The 19,128-nt window shown below is 57.9% G+C and carries 16 protein-coding genes and 1 pseudogene; 13 read left to right on the forward strand and 4 right to left on the reverse strand.

What is annotated here, in order from left to right; all coding sequences use genetic code 11:
* The first annotated feature begins 44 nt into the window (after positions 1-44).
* Both argE and argA read left to right on the forward strand, forming a co-directional pair.
* Positions 45-1,202 carry an acetylornithine deacetylase gene (gene argE / locus ACYZT0_RS26875; RefSeq protein WP_462043732.1) on the forward strand — a complete coding sequence of 386 codons (1,158 nt, stop codon included), beginning with the start codon at positions 45-47 and terminating at the stop codon, positions 1,200-1,202.
* Between the two features lie 135 nt (positions 1,203-1,337).
* Entirely contained in the window at positions 1,338-2,636 is a 1,299-nt protein-coding gene (gene argA / locus ACYZT0_RS26880; protein WP_462043733.1) for an amino-acid N-acetyltransferase, read from the forward strand.
* Positions 2,637-2,757: 121 nt separating this feature from the next.
* Here argA and tauA read toward each other — a convergent pair whose 3' ends face one another.
* Positions 2,758-3,747: a taurine ABC transporter substrate-binding protein gene (gene tauA, locus ACYZT0_RS26885; protein ID WP_462043734.1), complete on the reverse strand. Its 990-nt coding sequence runs from the start codon at positions 3,745-3,747 to the stop codon at positions 2,758-2,760.
* Positions 3,748-4,109: 362 nt separating this feature from the next.
* Between tauA and ACYZT0_RS26890 the strand changes: the two genes are divergently transcribed.
* The 9 genes from ACYZT0_RS26890 to ACYZT0_RS26930 all read left to right on the forward strand — a co-directional run bounded on the left by ACYZT0_RS26890 (position 4,110) and on the right by ACYZT0_RS26930 (position 13,162).
* Entirely contained in the window at positions 4,110-5,447 is a 1,338-nt protein-coding gene (locus ACYZT0_RS26890) for an OprD family outer membrane porin (protein WP_462043735.1), read from the forward strand.
* 403 nt (positions 5,448-5,850) lie between these two features.
* Positions 5,851-7,224, forward strand: a complete 1,374-nt coding sequence (locus tag ACYZT0_RS26895) for an OprD family porin (RefSeq protein ID WP_462043736.1) — start codon at positions 5,851-5,853, stop codon at positions 7,222-7,224.
* Between the two features lie 295 nt (positions 7,225-7,519).
* Positions 7,520-8,158 (forward strand): peroxiredoxin, encoded by a 639-nt coding sequence (locus ACYZT0_RS26900; RefSeq protein WP_462043737.1) that lies wholly within the window; start codon positions 7,520-7,522, stop codon positions 8,156-8,158.
* A gap of 314 nt (positions 8,159-8,472) precedes the next feature.
* On the forward strand, positions 8,473-9,066 hold the full coding sequence (ssuE, locus tag ACYZT0_RS26905) for an NADPH-dependent FMN reductase (RefSeq protein ID WP_462043738.1): 594 nt from the start codon (positions 8,473-8,475) through the stop codon (positions 9,064-9,066).
* A 101-nt stretch (positions 9,067-9,167) separates the two neighbouring features.
* Positions 9,168-10,145 (forward strand): sulfonate ABC transporter substrate-binding protein, encoded by a 978-nt coding sequence (locus tag ACYZT0_RS26910; protein ID WP_462043739.1) that lies wholly within the window; start codon positions 9,168-9,170, stop codon positions 10,143-10,145.
* 25 nt (positions 10,146-10,170) lie between these two features.
* The gene (gene ssuD / locus ACYZT0_RS26915; protein WP_462043740.1) at positions 10,171-11,319 is read left to right on the forward strand and encodes an FMNH2-dependent alkanesulfonate monooxygenase; all 1,149 of its coding nucleotides are present in this window, start codon (positions 10,171-10,173) and stop codon (positions 11,317-11,319) included.
* 8 nt (positions 11,320-11,327) lie between these two features.
* Complete coding sequence (ssuC, locus tag ACYZT0_RS26920) at positions 11,328-12,110, forward strand: aliphatic sulfonate ABC transporter permease SsuC (protein ID WP_462043741.1); 783 nt, start codon at positions 11,328-11,330, stop codon at positions 12,108-12,110.
* Positions 12,107-12,913, forward strand: coding sequence for an aliphatic sulfonates ABC transporter ATP-binding protein (gene ssuB, locus ACYZT0_RS26925; RefSeq protein WP_462043742.1), 807 nt, complete (start codon positions 12,107-12,109; stop codon positions 12,911-12,913). The genes ssuC and ssuB overlap by 4 nt, the downstream gene beginning before the upstream one ends.
* 33 nt (positions 12,914-12,946) lie before the next feature.
* The gene (locus tag ACYZT0_RS26930) at positions 12,947-13,162 is read left to right on the forward strand and encodes a TOBE domain-containing protein (protein ID WP_007942473.1); all 216 of its coding nucleotides are present in this window, start codon (positions 12,947-12,949) and stop codon (positions 13,160-13,162) included.
* A 49-nt stretch (positions 13,163-13,211) separates the two neighbouring features.
* Here the strand turns inward: ACYZT0_RS26930 and ACYZT0_RS26935 are convergent, their stop codons facing one another.
* The 3 genes from ACYZT0_RS26935 to ACYZT0_RS26945 all read right to left on the reverse strand — a co-directional run bounded on the left by ACYZT0_RS26935 (position 13,212) and on the right by ACYZT0_RS26945 (position 17,067).
* Positions 13,212-13,847 (reverse strand): TetR/AcrR family transcriptional regulator, encoded by a 636-nt coding sequence (locus ACYZT0_RS26935; protein ID WP_462043743.1) that lies wholly within the window; start codon positions 13,845-13,847, stop codon positions 13,212-13,214.
* An 85-nt stretch (positions 13,848-13,932) separates the two neighbouring features.
* Positions 13,933-15,201: an IS110 family RNA-guided transposase gene (locus ACYZT0_RS26940; protein WP_462041914.1), complete on the reverse strand. Its 1,269-nt coding sequence runs from the start codon at positions 15,199-15,201 to the stop codon at positions 13,933-13,935.
* Between the two features lie 489 nt (positions 15,202-15,690).
* Positions 15,691-17,067: a glutamine synthetase family protein gene (locus ACYZT0_RS26945; protein ID WP_129440201.1), complete on the reverse strand. Its 1,377-nt coding sequence runs from the start codon at positions 17,065-17,067 to the stop codon at positions 15,691-15,693.
* Positions 17,068-17,345: 278 nt separating this feature from the next.
* Between ACYZT0_RS26945 and ACYZT0_RS26950 the strand changes: the two are divergent.
* Both ACYZT0_RS26950 and ACYZT0_RS26955 read left to right on the forward strand, forming a co-directional pair.
* Positions 17,346-17,663 (forward strand): annotated as a pseudogene (locus ACYZT0_RS26950) (gamma-glutamyl-gamma-aminobutyrate hydrolase family protein); the annotation flags it as partial.
* Positions 17,664-17,763: 100 nt separating this feature from the next.
* The gene (locus tag ACYZT0_RS26955) at positions 17,764-19,122 is read left to right on the forward strand and encodes a glutamine synthetase family protein (RefSeq protein ID WP_462043744.1); all 1,359 of its coding nucleotides are present in this window, start codon (positions 17,764-17,766) and stop codon (positions 19,120-19,122) included.
* The last annotated feature ends 6 nt before the right edge of the window (positions 19,123-19,128 follow it).

The following is a 19,128-nucleotide window of genomic DNA, read 5'->3' on the forward strand; positions in this document are numbered from 1 at the left end:
GATGGCTCTATGATGGACTTCAAATTGGGAGATGGGAGTCAGCGATGCCTTTGCCGTCCATGAAAGATCAGTTCGCTGCGCTGATCGCTACGCCGTCCGTCAGCTGCACCCAACCCAGCCTCGATCAATCCAACCGCCCGGTGATTGACCTGCTGGCGAGTTGGCTCGGTGACCTTGGTTTTGCCTGCGACATTCAGCAGGTCAGCCCCGGCAAATTCAACCTGCTGGCCAGTTTCGGTTCTGGCCCCGGAGGCTTGGTGCTGGCCGGTCACAGTGACACCGTGCCGTTCGATGGCGCGCTGTGGCAGACCGATCCGCTGAAGCTGACCGAAGTCGATGGCCGCTGGATCGGGCTGGGCAGTTGCGACATGAAGGGTTTTTTCGCCCTGGCCATCGAAGCCGTCATTCCTCTGCTCGACCAACCGTTCAAACAACCGCTGCTGATTCTCGCGACCTGTGATGAAGAAAGCTCGATGTCCGGCGCTCGCGCACTGGCCGAAGCCGGGAGGCCACTGGGCCGTGCCGCTGTCATCGGCGAGCCGACCGGGCTAAAGCCGATCCGCATGCACAAAGGCATCATGATGGAGCGCATCGACATCCTCGGTCAGAGCGGCCATTCCTCGGACCCGCGCCTTGGCCACAGTGCCCTCGAAGCCATGCACGATGCCATCGGTGAACTGCGCGGTTTACGCCTGCTGTGGCAGCGCAAATTTCGTAATCCGCAGTTCGGTGTACCGACGCCGACCCTGAATTTCGGCTGCATCCATGGTGGCGATAACCCCAACCGCATTTGTGGCCAGTGTTCGTTGGAGTTTGATCTGCGGCCGTTGCCAGGCATGGACCCTAATGCCCTGCGCGCGGAGATTCTGCAGAAGCTCAAGCCCATTGCCGAGTGGCATCAGGTGAAGATCGATTACGCGCCGCTGTTCCCCGAAGTGCCGCCGTTTGAGCAAGCCGAGGACGCCGAATTGGTCCGGGTCGCGGAAAAGCTCACCGGCCATCGCGCCGAAGCAGTGGCGTTCGGCACGGAAGCGCCTTATCTTCAGCGCCTCGGCTGCGAAACATTGGTGCTGGGCCCTGGCGATATCGCCTGCGCGCACCAACCGGGGGAATACCTCGAAATGTCACGTTTGCAGCCTACCGTGCATCTATTACGACAACTGATTGAACATTACTGCCTCACACCGGCCCAAGCCGTATAAATTGCCAGCATCCCAACCCGTATTCATGAGGAGAGCGCGCGTGTCGCCAAGCCTGTTCCGACGATAACCATCAGCCCGCTGTGCGTTTTCAGTTTCGCCCATTTTTTGGCTGCTATTTATTACAGGCCCAGGTTCATGCCCGAATACGTTAATTGGCTCCGTCACGCTTCGCCTTACATCAACGCCCACCGCGATTGCACTTTCGTCGTCATGCTGCCCGGCGACGGCGTGGAGCACCCGAACTTCGGCAATATCGTCCACGACCTGGTGCTGTTGCACAGCCTGGGCGTGCGACTGGTGCTGGTTCACGGTTCCCGTCCGCAAATTGAAACCCGCCTGGCTGCGCGTGGCCTGACCCCGCATTACCACCATGACATGCGCATCACCGATGCCGCGACCCTTGAGTGCGTGATCGATGCGGTGGGCCAGCTGCGTATCGCCATCGAAGCGCGACTGTCCATGGACATGGCTTCATCGCCGATGCAGGGCTCGCGTCTGCGGGTGGCCGGCGGCAATCTGGTGACGGCGCGGCCGATCGGCGTGCTCGAAGGCGTCGACTATCACCACACCGGCGAAGTGCGTCGGGTCGATCGCAAGGGCATCAATCGTCTGCTGGATGAACGCTCCATCGTGTTGTTGTCGCCACTGGGTTACTCGCCGACCGGTGAGATTTTCAACCTCGCCTGTGAAGACGTCGCCACTCGCGCGGCCATCGAACTGGGTGCGGACAAGTTGTTGTTGTTTGGCGCCGACCTGGGGCTGATCGATGAAAACGGTCGTCTGGTTCGTGAGTTGCGTCCGCAACAAGTGCCGGCGCATCTGCAGCGCCTGGGCAGCAACTATCAGGCTGAGCTGTTGGATGCGGCCGCTGAAGCTTGCCGCGGTGGCGTGGCACGCAGTCATATCGTCAGCTACGCCGAAGACGGCGCGCTGCTGACCGAACTGTTCACCCGTGACGGTGGCGGTACGCTGGTGGCCCAGGAGCAATTCGAGATTGTGCGCGAGGCGGCCATTGAAGACGTCGGCGGCTTGCTGGATTTGATCAGCCCGCTGGAAGAGCAGGGCATTCTGGTGCGGCGTTCCCGTGAGGTGCTGGAGCGTGAGATCGAGCAGTTCAGTGTGGTCGAGCGCGAAGGCATGATCATCGCCTGTGCGGCGCTGTATCAGATTGCTGATTCGGATGCGGGGGAGTTGGCGTGTCTGGCGGTGAACCCGGAATACCGCCATGGCGGTCGTGGTGATGAGCTGCTGGAGCGCATTGAAACCCGTGCCCGGGCGCAAGGGTTGAAAACCTTGTTCGTACTGACTACGCGGACCGCTCACTGGTTTCGCGAGCGTGGTTTCGTGCCGAGCAGCGTCGAACGCCTGCCGTCGGCGCGGGCATCGCTATACAACTATCAGCGTAATTCGAAGATCTTCGAAAAGACCCTCTGACCTGATCGTTTGATCGTTCCCTTGCTCCGCCTGGGAATGCAGCCCGGGACGCTCCGCGTCCCTTCAAAGCCGAACGCGGAGCGTCCGAAGAGGCATTCCCACGCAGAGCATGGGAACGATCTTAATCCTGCACAAACTTTGCGCTGACATACGGCGAATAATCCGGCAGCACCGTCTCGATCTTCCCTTGTTCCTTCAAGAACTTCGCCGTTTCGCCAATGGCCTTGGCCGTGCCGCCGTCCAGCAGCGCGGTGGTCTGTTGGGCCGTGGCATCCGGGAAGGCTGAGCCCGCCAGCAATTCCGGTACATCGGTGGCGTTGGCACCGGTCAGTTTGGCGATTTTCTGAACCGGTACCGAGTCAGCGGTCCAGCTGTCTTTATGGGCGGCATAGTCGGCGAACGAATCCAGCGTGACTTTGGCGAATTTGGCCACAACTTCTGGATGTTTCTCGGCGTAATCCTTGCGCGCGACCCAGACTTCGAAGGTCGGTGCACTCCATTGGCCAACCTCTGCGGCGTCGGTCAAGGTCTTGCCAGTCTTGCGAATTTCCCCCAGCGCGGGTGACCAGACAAACGCACCATCAATGTCACCACGCTTCCACGCCGCCGCGATTTCCGCAGGTTGCAAGTTCACCACTTTGACTTTCGAGGCATCCAGGCCCCAGTGCTTCAACGCGCCGAGCAGACTGTAATGGGAGGTTGAAACGAAGGGTGTGGCGAGGGTCTTGCCGATCAGATCTTCCGGTTTATCGATACCGCTGCCGTTGCGCACCACGAGTGCTTCGGCGGCATTGATCTGGGCAGAAACGATGAACGCGACAATCGGCAGATTGCGCGACGCGGCGGCCGCCAACGGGCTTGAGCCGAGGTTGCCAATCTGCACATCGCCGGAAGCAATGGCTGCAACCACTTCCGGGCCGCTATTGAAACGACGCCAGTCAATTTTCTGGCCGGTGGTTTTCTCGTACAGTCCATCTGCCTGGGGGACTTTGCTGGGGTCGATGCCGGTTTGATAACCGACCGTGAGGTTCGCCGCGTGAGCGCTAAAAGAAAATAATACCGATACACAAACTGTAACAAATGGACTGGATAGTGCGCGTTTGGTCGTCATGGCTTCGCCTTTCGGTAAGGAAATGTTTCCGAATTGCGTCAAAGCTAATCGATCTAAAAAATTGCTAGTAAATACTATTTAGGAATTAGCTTATGGGTCGGCCGCTCTACTCCGAGTCGATAAGTCGGGTGGGCTATATTCCTAAAAGGTATGAAAAAAGAATTAACCAATTCTTTTTGGGTTTATGACGAATTCATGACCCTGCAAGGACTAAATAATCGGGGATTAGACTATGGTCGTAGACACACATAGTTACGATTGACTTGTGAGTCACGGTCTGGCGCTAATCGCGCATCTTAGGATCCCGGGCATACGACCCAGGGCCAAGAACACAAGAATTAGAAAACGAGAGGAGCGAAACAATGAACAAGTCCACCTTGGCTCTGGCCGTGGCCGTTGGGGTTTTGGCGCAGCAGGCAGGCGCCGCGGGTTTCATCGAAGACAGCAAGGCTTCCGTTAGTTCTCGGACCATGTATTACGACGCCGATGTCCGTGAAGGTGCCAAGCTTCCTGGTAACAGACAGCGAGAAGCCGGTGAGGGTCTCAAATTCGATTACCTGTCCGGTTTCACCCAAGGTACCGTTGGTTTCGGTTTCGACGCTCAGGCGCTGGTCGGCATCCATCTGGATGGTGGCAAGGGTCATCATCCGGCCAACAACACGTTCATCCCTAGCGATTCCGATGGTTCAGCGGTGGATGAGTGGAGCCGTGTAGCGGGCAACGTCAAGGCACGCTTCTCGAAGACCGAAGCCCACTTGGGCGGCGCTCTGCAGCCAAACATGCCGATCCTCATCGCGAACGACAGTCGTTTGCTGCCACAAACCTTTGAAGGTGGCACCCTCACCTCGAAGGAAATCGACAACGTGACCTTCAACGTGGGTCAGCTGGAGCACGCGGTAGGTCGCGCCTCCTCCAACAGCACCGGCCTGGCAGTGGCTGGCGGTACGCAGGACAGCAACCAGTTCCGTTACGCCGGTGCTGATTGGAAGGTCACCAAAGACCTCATGCTGCAGTACTACTATGCGAACCTGGAAGACTACTACAAGCAGAACTTCCTCGGCTTGGTACACGTCTACCCAATCGCTCCGAACCAGTCGTTCAAGACCGATCTTCGTTATTTCGACAGCAGCTCCGACGGCAAGAACGGCGATGCCGGCTACCAATTCAACAACAACAATGGCTTCGCCAAGGAAAGGGGCGTGGTCGATAACAAGACCTGGAGCGGCACGTTCACCTATACCCTGGGTGGCAGCGCGTTTCTGCTCGGGCATCAGCGTGTCAGCGATGACGGCGGCTTTGTTTTCCTGAACCAAGGTAGCGTTGTCGATGGCAACGGTAATCCGGAAGGTGCCGGCGGCGCCAGCTTCTACTCGTTTACCGACGCCACGGTTGGCAGCTTTATCCGTGCCGGTGAAAACACCACGTACGGTCAGTACTCCTATGACTTCGCGTCACTGGGCGTGCCGGGTTTGAAAGCTTCGATTGGTTACTTGAATGGCCAAGACATCAGGGCTACCAGCGGTACTGGTAAAGACCTGAGTGAGCACGAGACCGACGCACGTGTGGACTACGTGATTCAAACGGGTGCGCTTAAAGGGTTTGGTACAACGCTGCGTCACGGTACCTACCGTGGCAACACCAGCACTCCTGATCAAGACCAGACCCGTCTGATCTTCAACTACACCTACAGCTTTATGTAATTCGCACCAGAAAGAGCCTCGCCCGTTGGCGAGGTTTTTTTTCGGGCTTTTTTTCATATTCCATAAACAGCGCACATGATGATTTTTTATTCTTTTTAGCTTTTTTTCCAAACGCATAAAGTAAGCTCATCCGATTCGCGACGGGTCTCGGATTTGGCGATTTCACCCCTCGACAATCAAACAGGTTAAGGAATTGGCCTTTTAGCCGATACCCCTGTTCTGTGCTGTGATGGTATATAGCCAAATGGAATGAAAAAGAATGACGTAATTCTTTTAAGGCTTATGTCGAGGTATCCTGTAGCGATCACCAACAATTTAGAGGGGCTGGCGCGATTAGCGCGTCTGCGGATCCAGGGCATTCGACCCAGGACCACAAGCATTAGAAACGATAGGAGCGAAACACATGAACAAGTCCACCTTGGCCCTGGCTGTGGCCGTAGGGGTTTTGGCGCAGCAGGCAGGCGCCGCCGGTTTCATCGAAGACAGCAAAGCTACTTTGGGGCTGCGTAACTTCTACATCAACACCGATAACCGTGACAGTGCTGCAGGCACTCCTGCCAACAAGGCTAACGGTGTTCAGAGCAAAAACGAAGAATGGGGTCAAGGCTTCGATCTGCGTTTCATCTCCGGTTACACCCAAGGCACCGTTGGCTTCGGTATTGATGCTATCGGCCTGCTGGGCGTGCGTCTGGATTCGGGCGGCGGCACCAACGGCGCCACTTCGACTTCTTATGGCGGTACTGTTTTCCCAAGCAAGTCCAACGGTGAAGCGGTTGATAACTTCTCCAGCCTAGGCCTGACTGCCAAAGCCAAGATCTCCCAGACCGAACTGAAGTTGGGCACCCTGCAGCCAAAACTACCGGTTATCGTGACCAACGATGGCCGTCTGCTGCCGCAAACCTTTCAAGGTGGTCAGATCACCTCGAACGAGATCAAGGACCTGACACTGGTCGGTGGTCAGATCGAGCACGCCAAAGGTCGTAACTCCAGCAACAACGAAGAGTTGTCGATTGCTGGTGCGAACGCTCCCACAGCTGCTGGTCGTGACAGCAACAAGTTCATCTACGGTGGTGGCGACTACAAAATCACCAAAGACCTGACTGCCCAGTACTACTACGGCAACCTGGAAGATTTCTACAAGCAGCACTTCTTGGGTCTGGTTCACAACTGGGCAATCGGTCCTGGGGTGTTGAAGTCTGACTTGCGTTACTTCAACAGCTCTGATGATGGTGCCAACGGCCACGACTCGGCTTACTACAGCACCGGTAACTATCAGGGCTTCCGCGCTGGTAAAGGCAAGGTCGATAACAACTTGTACAGCGGCCTGTTCCTGTACTCCGTTGCCGGTCACACCTTTGGTGGCGGTTACCAGGTCAGCAACGGCAGCAGCGATTTTCCTTGGCTGAACCAGGGTGACGGCTCGTCGGCTTACATCATTACCGACTCGCAGATTGCCAAGTTCGCCCGCGCTGGCGAACGTACCTGGCAAGCTCGCTACTTGTATGACTTCGCCAAGGTCGGCTTGCCAGGCGCTACTGCCGGCATCGTTTACCTGCGTGGCGACAACATTGATACCGTTGGTACAAATGGTCGCGAGAACGGTTCCGGCCGTTCCGAGTGGGAGCGCGACCTGACCCTGGCGTACGTAGTCCAGAGCGGTCCACTGAAAAACCTGGGCTTGATGTGGAAAAACGCCATGTGGCGCAACGACGTCCCAGGCCAACGCGACCAGGACGAAAACCGTCTGATCGTCAGCTACTCGATCCCGCTGTTGTAATAGCACTCGCGTAACTGAAGTAAAAAAAGCCCCGCCCGGCATCACGCCGGGCGGGGCTTTTGCGTTTTCAAGTCAGGCTCACCCCCGTAAACCCTCCTCGAAATTTCCCTCTTTGTGCAGCAACTCAAGGCCTTCTCGAACCTTGAGGGCGATGGTCGTCCTGATCGTCGCCGAGGTCCAATGAACACATTTTTAATATTCTTTTGCGATCTAAATAAATCGATATTTATTCTTTTTAATGAATAGGAAATGCAGGCACAGTTGATCTCAACAAGCACTCACCAGGAGCAGCACCATGAGCCTCAGACTGGGCGATATCGCCCCCGACTTCGAACAGGATTCCAGCGCCGGCACCCTCCGTTTCCACGAATGGCTGGGCGATAGCTGGGGCGTGCTGTTTTCCCACCCGGCGGACTTCACCCCGGTGTGCACCACCGAGTTGGGCTTCACCGCCAAGCTCAAGGACGAATTTGCCCAGCGCGGTGTGAAAGCGATTGCCCTGTCCGTGGATCCGGTGGACTCGCACCACAAGTGGATCGAGGACATCAACGAAACCCAGAACACCCTCGTCAACTTCCCGATCCTTGCCGACGCCGACCGCAAGGTGTCGGACCTTTACGACCTGATCCACCCGAACGCCAACGACACCCTGACCGTGCGCTCGCTGTTCGTGATCGACCCCAACAAAAAGGTTCGGCTGACCATCACCTACCCGGCGAGCACCGGCCGTAACTTCCATGAAATTCTGCGGGTGATCGACTCGCTGCAACTCACCGACAACTACAAGGTGGCCACGCCAGCGAACTGGCAGGACGGTGATGAAGTGGTGATCGTGCCTTCGCTCAAGGATGAAGACGAAATCCAGAAACGTTTTCCCAAGGGCTATCGCGCGGTGAAGCCGTACCTGCGTCTGACGCCACAACCGAATCGTTGATCTGAAATAACCGCCCCGTAGGAGCGAGGCTTGCCCGCGAAGAGGCCATCACGTCAGACATTGATACAGGCCAAGACGACGCCTTCGCGGGCAAGCCTCGCTCCTACAGGGGGGCGTACATTCTCAAAGCAGGGGATTTCAGGCCGTTTTTACGGCCTATTTTTTTGCCAAAGAAAAGGTGTTTTTCATAGATCTGTAAAGAATAACCAAATGAATAAATATGATTTAAAGATATAACAATCACCTGTTAAGGTCATTCCATCAAAGTGAGATCGCAAGCCGCGAATCGCCAACACCGTTCAAGGAATCGTCTGATGCTGGTCGTCTCACTCGGTGGCAGTCCCAGCCAACGCTCCCGTTCCGGGGTGCTGCTGGAGCGCTCGCAACGCTGGTTGCAGGAGCAAGGTGTGGAAGTGGTGAGTTACCAGGTACGGGACTTCCCGGCCGAAGACTTGCTGCATGCACGCTTCGACAGCCCGAAGGTCATCGACCTGCTGCAGCAGATTGAAAACGCCGATGGCCTGCTGATCGCCACGCCGGTTTACAAAGCGTCGTTCTCTGGCGCATTGAAAACCGTGCTGGACCTGCTGCCCGAACGCGCGCTGGCCCACAAGGTGGTTTTGCCAATGGCCACCGGTGGCAGCATCGCCCACATGCTGGCGGTGGATTACGCGCTCAAGCCGGTGCTGTCGGCGTTGAAAGCCCAGGAAATGCTCCACGGGATTTTCGCCGTGGACAGCCAGATCGCTTACGGCGAAGGCAGCGCCCAGGCGCAGTTGGTACCCGAGCTGGAACAACGACTGAAAGAATCGCTGGAGCTGTTTTTCAGCGCCATGGCTCGCCGTCCCAAGCCGATCGATCCGAACCTGTTGAATGAACGTTTGTTGAGTGCTCGCTGGAGCATTTAAGCCAGCACTTAAGCCACACCTGAATTTGATTCACTCACCTTACTCAGCCGCTAACGGCCAAGCAGGTGCAGCCAAAACCCAACTGCAAAAAGGAGAGCGCTATGCGCACTGTCATTTTGCGTCGTGGTCTGGTCGCTCTGTTTGTCGCGGCCGCCTTCGGCGTTATCACTCAAGCTCAGGCGCTTTCTACCCATGAAGGCGTCCTTCGGATCGGTTATCAAAAGTACGGCACTTTGGTGCTGCTCAAAGCCAAAGGCACACTCGAAAAACGCCTCGCCGCCCAAGGCGTGGACGTGCAATGGACTGAATTCCCCGGCGGCCCGCAACTGCTTGAAGGCCTGAACGTCGGCTCCATCGATTTCGGCGTTACCGGTGAAACGCCACCCGTATTCGCCCAAGCCGCCGGCGCCGATCTGCTCTATGTCGCCTACGAACCGCCTGCGCCTCACAGCGAAGCGATCCTGGTGCCGAAGGACTCGCCGATCAAATCGGTGCAGGACCTCAAGGGCAAAAAAGTAGCCCTGAACAAAGGCTCCAACGTTCACTACCTGTTGGTGCGGGCGCTGGAAGACGCCGGGCTCAAATACACCGACATCCAGACCGTATTCCTGCCGCCGGCCGATGCCCGCGCCGCGTTCGAGCGTGGCAGTGTCGATGCCTGGGTGATCTGGGATCCGTACCAGGCCGCCGCCGAACAGCAACTGCAAGCACGTACCTTGCGTGACGGCCAAGGCATCGTCGACAACCATCAGTTCTATCTCGCGACCAAGCCTTATGCGCAGAAAAATCCTGAGGTGATCAAGACCCTCGTGGAAGAAGTGCGCGCGGTCGGCGAATGGACCAAAGCCAACCCCGAAGACGTGACCAAACAGGTTTCGCCACTCATCGGCCTGCCGGCGGACATCACCCTGACGTCGATGAAACGCCAGGGCTATGGCGCGCTGTTCCTCACGCCTGAAGTGGTCGCCGCGCAACAGAAAATCGCCGACAGCTTCTACCAGCTCAAACTGATTCCAAAGCCACTGAGCATCAAAGACGTGATCTGGACGCCACCGGCGGCCGTTGCCAAAGCTCAGTAATTCAATTCCCTAAGGAGACCACTCCATGAGCCTCAATATCTTCTGGTTCCTGCCTACCCACGGCGACGGTCATTACCTTGGCACCGCCGAAGGCGCTCGCGCCGTCGACCACGGTTATTTGCAACAAGTCGCGCAAGCGGCGGATCGCCTGGGCTTCGGCGGGGTGCTGATTCCTACCGGTCGCTCGTGCGAAGACTCATGGCTGGTAGCGGCGTCGCTAATCCCGGTGACCCAGCGTTTGAAATTCCTCGTCGCCCTGCGCCCCGGGATCATTTCCCCGACGGTGGCAGCGCGTCAGGCCGCGACGCTGGATCGCCTGTCCGGCGGTCGTGCGTTGTTCAACCTGGTAACCGGCGGTGATCCGGAAGAATTGGCCGGCGACGGTTTGTTCCTGACGCACGAAGAACGCTATCAAGCCTCGGTGGAATTCACCCGTATCTGGCGCCGCGTGCTGGAAGGCGAAACCGTCGATTACGACGGTCAGCACATCAGTGTGAAGGGCGCCAAGTTGCTCTATCCGCCGATCCAGCAACCGCGTCCGCCGCTGTACTTCGGTGGCTCGTCGGAAGCGGCCCAAGACCTGGCGGCGGAACAGGTCGAAATGGTCCTGACCTGGGGCGAGCCACCGGCAGCCGTTGCCGAGAAAATCGAACAGGTTCGTGCAAAGGCCGCGAAGCTCGGGCGTACGGTTCGCTTCGGCATTCGTCTGCACGTGATCGTTCGCGAAACCAATGCCGAAGCCTGGCAAGCGGCGGATCGGCTGATCTCTCATCTGGATGACGAAACCATCGCTCGTGCCCAAGCCTCGCTGGCGCGCTTCGATTCGGTCGGTCAGCAACGCATGGCCGCATTGCACGGCGGCAGCCGCGACAATCTGGAAGTCAGCCCCAACCTGTGGGCCGGTGTCGGTCTGGTGCGCGGCGGTGCTGGTACGGCGCTGGTGGGCGATGGTCCAACCGTGGCCGCCCGCGTGAAGGAATACGCGGACCTGGGCATCGACACGTTCATCTTCTCCGGTTATCCACACCTCGAAGAGTCTTACCGCGTTGCCGAGTTGCTGTTCCCGCACTTGGACATCGAGCGTCCAGAGCTGCCGAAAGGCGCCGGTTACGTCAGCCCGTTTGGTGAGATGGTCGCCAACGACATCCTCCCAAAAGCCGCGTCGCAGAGCTGAGGCGCGCCATGAAGAAACTTATCCACAGTCTTGCGCCCTGGGCGTTACCTGTTTTGCTGCTGGCGGTGTGGCAGCTGTCGGTGTCGGCAGGCTGGTTGTCGACACGGATTCTGCCGGCGCCAATCGCGGTCATCGAAGCCGGTGTCAGCCTGGTGCGCAGCGGTGAAATCTGGACTCACCTGGCGATCAGCGGCTGGCGCGCAGCGCTGGGCTTCGCCATCGGCGGCAGCATCGGTCTGACGCTGGGCTTCATCACCGGCCTGTCGAAATGGGGCGAGCGCCTGCTCGACAGTTCGGTGCAGATGATCCGTAACGTGCCGCACCTGGCGCTGATTCCGTTGGTGATCCTGTGGTTCGGCATTGATGAGTCGGCGAAGATTTTCCTGGTGGCACTGGGCACATTGTTCCCGATCTATCTCAACACCTATCACGGCATCCGCAACGTCGATCCGGCGCTGGTGGAAATGTCCCGTAGTTATGGCTTGTCCGGTTTCAGCCTGTTCCGTCAGGTGATCCTGCCGGGCGCGCTGCCTTCGATTCTGGTCGGCGTGCGTTTCGCCCTCGGTTTCATGTGGTTGACCCTGATCGTGGCGGAAACTATTTCTGCGAGCTCCGGCATTGGCTACCTGGCGATGAATGCCCGGGAGTTTTTGCAGACTGACGTGGTGGTGCTGGCGATTCTCTTGTACGCCGTGCTCGGCAAACTCGCCGACCTCGTGGCCCGTGGGCTTGAACGCGTGTGGTTGCGCTGGCACCCGGCCTATCAGGTGACCAAGGGAGGTGCGGCATGACGGCTCAACAACCTCCACGCCTGCTGCGCGGGATTGCGCTGGCAGTGCGCAAGCTGCAAAAAACCTTCGGCTCGCGGCAGGTGCTGCGTGAGGTCGATCTGCACATCACGGCCGGTCAGTTTGTCGCCGTGGTCGGTCGTAGCGGTTGTGGCAAAAGTACCTTGCTGCGCTTGCTCGCCGGCCTCGACAAACCCACGGGCGGTGAATTGCTGGCCGGTTCCGCGCCGCTGAGTGATGCGCGGGAAAACACCCGGTTGATGTTCCAGGAAGCGCGTTTGCTGCCATGGAAAAAGGTCATCGACAACGTTGGCCTCGGGCTCAAGGGCAATTGGCGGCCACAAGCGCTGGAAGCCCTTGAGTCGGTAGGTCTGGCAGACCGCGCCAATGAATGGCCGGCCGCCTTGTCCGGCGGGCAAAAGCAACGTGTGGCCCTGGCCCGCGCGTTGATCCATCAACCGCGTTTGCTGTTGCTGGACGAACCGCTGGGCGCGCTGGATGCGCTGACCCGAATTGAAATGCAGCAGCTGATCGAGCGGCTCTGGCAGAAGCACGGTTTCACCGTGTTGCTGGTCACCCACGACGTCAGTGAAGCGGTGGCGATTGCCGATCGGGTGATCCTGATCGAAGAGGGCGAAGTCGGCCTCGACCTGCACGTCGAGTTGCCGCGCCCTCGGGTTCGCGGCTCTCATCGGCTGGCGGCGCTGGAAACCGAAGTCCTCAATCGCGTGCTGGCGCTGCCCGGCCAGCCGCCGGAACCGGAACCCGTTTCACCATTACCCACGCAATTGCGTTGGGCTCAATAGCTCACGCCTTATCCCACGACAGGAATCAACATCATGACGATCAAAGCCATCAACGTTCGCAACCAGTTCAAAGGCGCCATCAAGGAAATCGTACTCGGTGACGTGCTGTCGGAAATAGACGTACAGACCGCTTCCGGCATCGTCACCTCGGTGATCACGACTCGCTCGGTGAAAGAGCTGGAACTGGTGGTCGGCAGCGAAGTGATCGCGTTTGTGAAATCCACTGAGGTGTCGATCGCCAAGTTGTAAGCGCGTTCGGCTCTGTAATTGATCGTTCCCACGCGGAACGCGGAAACGATCAGAGCGCGGGTCGCTTGGGCAGGTACGGCGGCAAGTACAGGCCCAGATAGGCGTCGAATACCCGCATGCCTTCTTCGGCCATGCGCGGGGTGATCTGCCCGTGTTGTTGCACCGAGCGCGCATAGACGCGGTCGCCGAGTTCCATGGCCAGGGCAAACACATCGACGTCGGTCGGCAATTTCGGCAGTTCGAAATGATGATCGAACAGCTTGTGCATCAGGTCACCGAGTTCGATGTCGTGCTGGCGGTCGGCCTGGGTGACTTCGGTCAGTCCGTGCTGCGCGAGGATCAGTTGGCGGGCGGCGGCGTCTTCGTCGTAGATGTCGAGCATGCGTTGTTCCACCAGTCGCGACAGATCGCGCCAGCCGTACAGGGCGTTGTGGTCGATGGGCGCTTGCAGGCAGGCGCGGAACGCCGCGTGGACGTCGGCCGTCAGGGCTTCGAGCAGCGCCGGAACGCTGGCAAAGAAGTGGTAGACGGAGGAGGGCGGGATCTCCGCGCGTTCGGCGACGCTGTAGATCGACAGGCTGGCCACGCCCTCGGCAGCCAGCAGCGTGCGGGCGGCATCGAGTATTGAATCGATCCGGGCCCGGCTGCGTGCGCGGGGTTTGCGTGGGGTGGCGAGTCGGGTCATTAGTGTCTCCTGCAGGGCAGCGGGCATTGTACGAGTCGAGTTGTGTGTTGTCTTCTCGGCCGCCTTCACGCCCTGAGCCTTTCCGTCAACACGGTTTTGCTGTGTCCGGCTCGCTGGTCAACGGTGAGCCGTGCCGGAGCAAGGCTTGTAAATAAACCTTTTCGTCGTACACGGTGCTGCTCTTCCAGCACTGATAAACGATCCGGATCCACTTGAACGCCAGGGCCCTGAGGGCCGCTTGGTATGAGCAGCCTTTGGCCCTTTGCTGGCGATAATAAGCCTCTGCCCACACCGATTGATTGATGCTGTGTGCAGCCCACTCAACAAAGGTCTGGCGCAAAAAAGTTGCGCATTGATAGCGCCAGTGGACGACTTTTTTCTTGCCACTGCGTTCGGTGACCGGGGCAATCCCGGCATATCGCTGCACAGCACTGGCATCCTTGAAGCGATCACGCTGCTCACCAAAGGCGACCATCAACCGTGGTGCAAGCTGCTGTCCCGCGCCGGGCAAGGCCTTGAAGAGTCGATAGTCGGCCAGGGTGTTGGCAGTTTTTTCGATCTCCCGATCAAAATCTTTGATCGCCGTGATGACCCCTTTCAGTTGCGAGACCAGGGCCAGCACATACAGCGCTGAAGGACTGACCACGCCTGGATCTTCAGTCAACGGCATGGCTTTGGCGATCAATGCCAAACGCTGCTGATTGAGCTCAGCATGGCGAACATTATGCGCGTGAAGGAACTTCAAAACGCTGGCTGGCCGAGCGTGCTTAAGCACTTCAAATGTCGACCAGCGCGCCAAAAACTCACAGAAAACCAGCGTGTCATGGTCATGAAACAGCTCAAGAGCCAACGGATAATACTGTTTGAGCATGCAGACCAGACGATTGCTGATCTTGACCCGGTCATCGACCAACCCGCGGCGATGTTCGGTCAGGCTGGCGAGCGAACGCATGGCGGAGCTTTGCTGGACCAGTTGAGGAAACCGTTCGGGGTGATTCAGCAACAGCTCAAGCGCCCATTGAGCATCCGTTGGATCATCCTTGGCGCCACTGGGGACGAAGGTTTTACGGTGCCGGGCCAAGATGCTCGGATTGATCGGAAAGATACAAAAAAACTCATATTTTTGCAGAGCCGCTATCAGTGGCCCTTTGTTCAACTCCACGGCGATCGCGATCGGGCCACCGTAACGTTGATGCAGCGACTTGGCCCAGCGATCAATCGACTCGGGCTTGTGGTCGATGACCTCGAAACTCCGCTGCGCCTCTCCAGCAATCTGCAAACAGATGTCGTGCTTGGCGTCTGCCCAATCAATTCCGATATAAGCAGTGAAATTCTGAGACAGGAGCGTTTGCATGGAACACCTCCACAGGCGCTAAAGTACATGCAGGGACATGCATGCTTGCGTCCAGCGAAGGCGATATAGAGAGCCGTGTCGGGCTTTCCCTGAGAATTCGTTAGAGGGCGCAAGCGCACCTGTGGACTCGAAGGTGAAGGCGTAATCATCGAGTGCTGCGCGAGCATATTCGTAGCCCGCAGGTGCATGTTCCTTCCTCGCCGACAGCCAACATCCGGCGAAGTCAGTATGGAAGAGAAAGGAACGGACTACCTATATCGCGGGCAAGCCTCGCTCCCACCCTTTGACCGCGTTGATCGTTCCCACGCTCTGCGTGGGAATGCAGCCCGTGACGCTCCGCCTCACATCAATGCCAGGCATGACAACATCGGTAAGCCTGGAACGCGGAGCGTCCCTTGATGCATTCCCACGCAGGAGCGTGGGAATGATCGATGCACAAAAAAACGCCGCAAGCTGTGAGGCCTGCGGCGCTTTTTTTACTGCAATCGCTTACACGGTATGCAGATACCAGTTGTACTCGAGGTCAGAGATGGAGTGTTCGAACTCTTCCAGCTCGCTCTCTTTACACGCGACGAAGATATCGATGTATTTCGGATCGATGTACTTGGCCATGACTTCGCTGTCGTCCAGCTCGCGTAATGCATCGCGCAGGTTGTTCGGCAGGCTTTGCTCGTTCTGCTCGTAGGAGTTGCCTTCCACGGGTGCGCCTGGCTCGATCTTGTTGGTCAGACCGTGATGCACGCCTGCCAGGACCGAAGCCATCAGCAGGTACGGGTTGGCATCGGCGCCGGCAACGCGGTGTTCCAGACGGACCGCGTCGGCGGAACCGGTCGGCACACGTACCGCAACAGTACGGTTGTCCAGACCCCAGCACGGTGCATTCGGCACGTAGAACTGTGCGCCGAAACGACGGTAGGAGTTGACGTTCGGGCAGAGGAAAGCCATCTGCGCCGGTAGGGTCTCGAGCACACCGCCGATCGCGTGACGCAGTGCGGCGTTCTGCTCGGGATCCTCACTGGCAAAAATGTTTTTGCCGTCTCTATCAAGAATCGAGATGTGGACGTGCAGACCGTTACCCGCCTGGCCCGGGTAAGGCTTGGCCATGAAGGTGGTGTCCATCTCATGGTCGTAGGCGATGTTTTTGATCAGACGCTTGAGCAGAACTGCGTAGTCGCAGGCCTTGATCGGGTCGGCCACGTGGTGCAGGTTCACTTCGAACTGCGCCGGGGCACTTTCCTTGACGATCGCGTCGGCAGGGATGCCTTGCTCTTTCGCACCTTCCAGAATGTCCTGGAGGCAGTCGACGTATTCGTCGAGGTCGTCGATCAGGTAAACCTGTGTCGAATGCGGGCGCTTGCCGGAAATCGGTGAGCGAGGCGGTTGTGGGCGACCGTTCACGTTCTCCTGGTCAATCAGGTAGAACTCCAGTTCGAACGCGGCGCAGATGGTCAGACCCATCTCATCGAACTTGGCCACGACTTGACGCAGGACTTCACGGGGATCCGCGAAGAAAGGTTCACCTTCGAGTTCGTGCATGGTCATTAACAGTTGCGCGGTAGGGCGCTTCTGCCAAGGCTCATTGCAGAGGGTGTCAGGGATCGGATAGCAGATTCGGTCAGCATCGCCGATGTCCAGGCCCAGGCCGGTGCTTTCGACCGTCGAGCCATTGATATCCAGAGCAAATAGAGAGGCCGGCAGGTTGATGCCTTTCTCGTAAACCTTGTGGAGACTGGTGCGTTCAATGCGCTTGCCGCGCACCACACCATTCATATCCGCAATCAGAAGGTCAACGTACAGAACCTCAGGATGTTCCTTAAGGAACGCGTTCGCTTCGTTAAGCTGAACGGCACGCGGGGGTACCGACATGATGCAACACCTTTGTTGTTAAAAATATCAATCATTGATCACTTCGGGTTTCAGTCAACCCGAACGGCATGCCGAAGTCAAGCGAGGCCTTTTTTGCCCTAAAAAAGCGCCCATTGGGCATTTTTGAGGCACTTTGGGGTGTTTTTATGCCTTTGAGCGCTTTAGCGCCCGCGGGTTTGAGCGGGCCGTGTTGTATTTTTTACGGGGGTGTTGTGTAAAAAAATGAACAAGGCTAAGCTCGATTCAAACCCAAAACACCAATAATACCGGGGTGCTTCATGTCTCGCCTGCCGTTAATCGGCGTCACCGCCTGCTCTAAGCAGATCGGTCTGCATGCTTATCACATCAGTGGCGACAAGTACGTCCGCGCCGTGGCCTCAGCAGCCAAGGGCCTGCCGGTGATTCTTCCGTCCCTGGCCGATTTGCTGGCACCGTCCGAAATTCTGGACGGTCTGGATGGCATTCTCTTTACGGGCTCTGCTTCCAATATAGAACCGTTTCACCGTGGCGGCCCGACCCATGCGTCGGGTACTGCTCATGATTTTGCACACACCACTTCGTTCCCGCTGATTCACGCCATTGTCGAGGTGGGTCTTTGTGCGCGGCAATTGCAGTGGCAATCTGTACCAAGCGACGCCGATGCGTCAAACAACGCCTGACTCATAAGAGTCAGGAAACCAAGCCTAAGAGGCATTTATGAGTAACAACCTCGACCAGCTCACCGATTGGTTGAAAGACCACAAGATCACAGAAGTCGAATGCATGATCGCCGACTTGACCGGAATCACCCGGGGCAAGATTTCGCCGACCAACAAGTTCATTGCCGAAAAAGGCATGCGCCTGCCCGAGAGCGTTCTGTTGCAGACCGTGACCGGCGACTATGTCGAAGACGACATCTATTACGAACTGCTCGACCCGGCCGACATCGACATGATCTGCCGTCCCGACCAGAACGCGGTGTTCCTGGTGCCCTGGGCTATCGAGCCAACTGCCCAGGTGATTCACGACACCTACGATAAGCAAGGCAACCCGATCGAGCTGTCGCCGCGCAACGTGCTTAAAAAGGTTCTGAAACTCTATTCCGACAGGGGCTGGCAGCCGATTGTGGCGCCAGAAATGGAGTTCTACCTGACCAAGCGTTGCGAAGACCCGGACTTCCCGCTGCAACCGCCGGTTGGCCGCTCAGGTCGCCCGGAAACGGGTCGCCAGTCCTTCTCGATTGAAGCGGCAAACGAATTCGATCCGTTGTTCGAAGACGTCTACGATTGGTGCGAATTGCAGGAGCTGGACCTCGACACGCTGATCCACGAGGACGGCACGGCGCAGATGGAAATCAACTTCCGTCACGGCGATGCCCTGTCCCTGGCCGACCAGATCCTGGTGTTCAAGCGCACCATGCGCGAAGCCGCGCTCAAGCACAACGTGGCAGCCACCTTCATGGCCAAGCCTATGACCGGCGAGCCGGGCAGCGCGATGCACTTGCACCAGAGCATCATCGACATCGAAACCGGCAAGAACGTCTTCTCCAATGAAGACGGGAGCATGAGCCAGTTGTTCCTGAACCACATTGGTGGTTTGCAGAAACTGATCCCCGAGCTGTTGCCGCTGTTTGCGCCTAACGTCAACTCGTTCCGCCGCTTCCTGCCGGACACCTCGGCACCGGTGAACGTGGAGTGGGGCGAAGAGAACCGTACCGTGGGCCTGCGGGTTCCGGATGCCGGGCCGCAAAACCGTCGGGTGGAAAACCGCCTGCCGGGCGCCGACGCCAACCCGTACCTGGCGATTGCCGCGAGCCTGCTCTGCGGTTACATCGGCATGGTCGAAGGCTTGAACCCGAGTGCGCCGGTGGTGGGCCGTGGCTATGAACGCCGCAACCTGCGCCTGCCGCTGACTATCGAAGACGCGCTGGAACGTATGGAACACAGCGTGACTATCGAGAAGTACCTGGGCAAAAAATTCATCACTGGCTACGTCGCGGTCAAGCGGGCCGAGCATGAAAACTTCAAGCGTGTGATCAGTTCGTGGGAGCGGGAATTCCTGCTTTTCGCCGTCTGATACGCC

The organism is Pseudomonas sp. ZS1P83 (genome assembly GCF_054897825.1).

What these genes read in the sequence shown, in the direction of transcription:
- argE (WP_462043732.1), top strand. Translation starts at nt 45, where the DNA reads ATGCCTTTGCCGTCCATGAAAGATCAGTTCGCTGCGCTGATCGCTACG.
- argA (WP_462043733.1), top strand. Translation starts at nt 1,338, where the DNA reads ATGCCCGAATACGTTAATTGGCTCCGTCACGCTTCGCCTTACATCAAC.
- tauA (WP_462043734.1), bottom strand. Translation starts at nt 3,747, where the DNA reads ATGACGACCAAACGCGCACTATCCAGTCCATTTGTTACAGTTTGTGTA.
- ACYZT0_RS26890 (WP_462043735.1), top strand. Translation starts at nt 4,110, where the DNA reads ATGAACAAGTCCACCTTGGCTCTGGCCGTGGCCGTTGGGGTTTTGGCG.
- ACYZT0_RS26895 (WP_462043736.1), top strand. Translation starts at nt 5,851, where the DNA reads ATGAACAAGTCCACCTTGGCCCTGGCTGTGGCCGTAGGGGTTTTGGCG.
- ACYZT0_RS26900 (WP_462043737.1), top strand. Translation starts at nt 7,520, where the DNA reads ATGAGCCTCAGACTGGGCGATATCGCCCCCGACTTCGAACAGGATTCC.
- ssuE (WP_462043738.1), top strand. Translation starts at nt 8,473, where the DNA reads ATGCTGGTCGTCTCACTCGGTGGCAGTCCCAGCCAACGCTCCCGTTCC.
- ACYZT0_RS26910 (WP_462043739.1), top strand. Translation starts at nt 9,168, where the DNA reads ATGCGCACTGTCATTTTGCGTCGTGGTCTGGTCGCTCTGTTTGTCGCG.
- ssuD (WP_462043740.1), top strand. Translation starts at nt 10,171, where the DNA reads ATGAGCCTCAATATCTTCTGGTTCCTGCCTACCCACGGCGACGGTCAT.
- ssuC (WP_462043741.1), top strand. Translation starts at nt 11,328, where the DNA reads ATGAAGAAACTTATCCACAGTCTTGCGCCCTGGGCGTTACCTGTTTTG.
- ssuB (WP_462043742.1), top strand. Translation starts at nt 12,107, where the DNA reads ATGACGGCTCAACAACCTCCACGCCTGCTGCGCGGGATTGCGCTGGCA.
- ACYZT0_RS26930 (WP_007942473.1), top strand. Translation starts at nt 12,947, where the DNA reads ATGACGATCAAAGCCATCAACGTTCGCAACCAGTTCAAAGGCGCCATC.
- ACYZT0_RS26935 (WP_462043743.1), bottom strand. Translation starts at nt 13,847, where the DNA reads ATGACCCGACTCGCCACCCCACGCAAACCCCGCGCACGCAGCCGGGCC.
- ACYZT0_RS26940 (WP_462041914.1), bottom strand. Translation starts at nt 15,201, where the DNA reads ATGCAAACGCTCCTGTCTCAGAATTTCACTGCTTATATCGGAATTGAT.
- ACYZT0_RS26945 (WP_129440201.1), bottom strand. Translation starts at nt 17,067, where the DNA reads ATGTCGGTACCCCCGCGTGCCGTTCAGCTTAACGAAGCGAACGCGTTC.
- ACYZT0_RS26955 (WP_462043744.1), top strand. Translation starts at nt 17,764, where the DNA reads ATGAGTAACAACCTCGACCAGCTCACCGATTGGTTGAAAGACCACAAG.